The organism is Mycobacterium sp. TH-M82, assembly GCF_057473605.1.
The window spans coordinates 1-1,238 of the sequence record NZ_JBYCKY010000725.1; the positions used below are offsets into that span (position 1 = coordinate 1).

At 67.4% G+C, this 1,238-nt stretch carries 2 protein-coding genes; both read left to right on the plus strand.

The window, feature by feature from the left end:
* Positions 1 to 775 (plus strand): MaoC family dehydratase (locus AC2VON_RS21410; RefSeq protein ID WP_486954652.1); only part of this gene is annotated, 775 nt, incomplete at its 5' end.
* 172 nt (positions 776 to 947) lie between these two features.
* Positions 948 to 1,178 carry a hypothetical protein gene (locus tag AC2VON_RS21415; protein WP_486954653.1) on the plus strand — a complete coding sequence of 77 codons (231 nt, stop codon included), beginning with the start codon at positions 948 to 950 and terminating at the stop codon, positions 1,176 to 1,178.
* Positions 1,179 to 1,238 lie beyond the last annotated feature (60 nt).

Here is a 1,238-nt window from a genome sequence, read left to right on the forward strand (position 1 = left end):
CGGCGCCGGCACCGCCGACCTGTCGTTCACCACCGAGAACAGCCACGACATCACCCAGCAGGTGCTGCCGACCTACGCCGTCATCTGCTGCCTGGGGTTTGGTGCGGCGGGCAAGATCGGCACGTTCAACCCGGCGAAACTGCTGCACGGCTCGCAGGAGGTGCGGTTGTTCGCCCCGCTGCCGCCCGCCGGCAGCCTCAGTGTGGTCTCCGAGGTCGCCGACATCCAGGACAAGGGGGAGGGCAAGAACGCGGTCGTGATGGTGCGTGCCCGCGGCAGCGACCCCAAGACGTCCGAGCCGGTCGCCGAGACGCTGGCCACCCTGGTCATCCGCGGCGCGGGCGGGTTCGGCGGGGCGAAGGGGCAGCGGCCACCCGCGCCGGAGATTCCGGACCGCCAACCGGACTCGCGAACCGCCTACCCCACTCGTGAGGACCAAGCGCTGATCTATCGGCTCTCCGGTGACCGCAACCCGCTGCACAGCGACCCGTGGTTCGCGGCGCTGGCCGGCTTCCCCAGACCGATCCTGCACGGGCTGTGCAGCTACGGCTTCGCCGGCCGTGCGCTGGTCGCCGAGTTGGGCGGCGGCGACGCCGCGCGGGTCACCGCGATCTCGGCGCGGTTCACCGATCCGGTGTTTCCGGGCGAGACGCTGACCACCTCGATTTGGCGTACCGCAGCGGGCCGGGCGGTGTTTCGCACCGAAGCCGCCGCGCCCGACGGCACCGGCGCCCGGGTGGTGCTCGACGACGGCGCGGTGGAATACCGGGACTGACTCCGGCTGACCCTGCCGAGCAGGCGCGAACTCATCGATATTCGCCGTCGGCTGTGAAATCCGTACGCCCGCTTGGTCAATGCCTGCAGGTTGGTGTTGACTCCGAGGGCCGGGAGCGACAGCGGGTTGATGAAGTCAGTTGACGCCGATACGCATGGCAAGATAACTTGTTGTGTGTGACCCGATCACTTTACCGAGCGCCCAGAAGTGGGGCATCGCCGACGAGGACATCCTGCATGCTTGGCGCAACGCATTTCGCATCATCGAGCAGGCCGACGGCATGACTATTTATGTTGGTGGTGGCCGCAGCGCCAAGATCCTGGAGGTGGGCGTACTCACCGCCATCGACGGCACACAGCTGATCGCCCACGCGATGCCCGCCCGCGACAAGTATCTGAGGTGACCTCATGCCCCGATCCGTAGAAGAGATCATCGCCCACGCTGACGAACTGGCAAAGAAGTT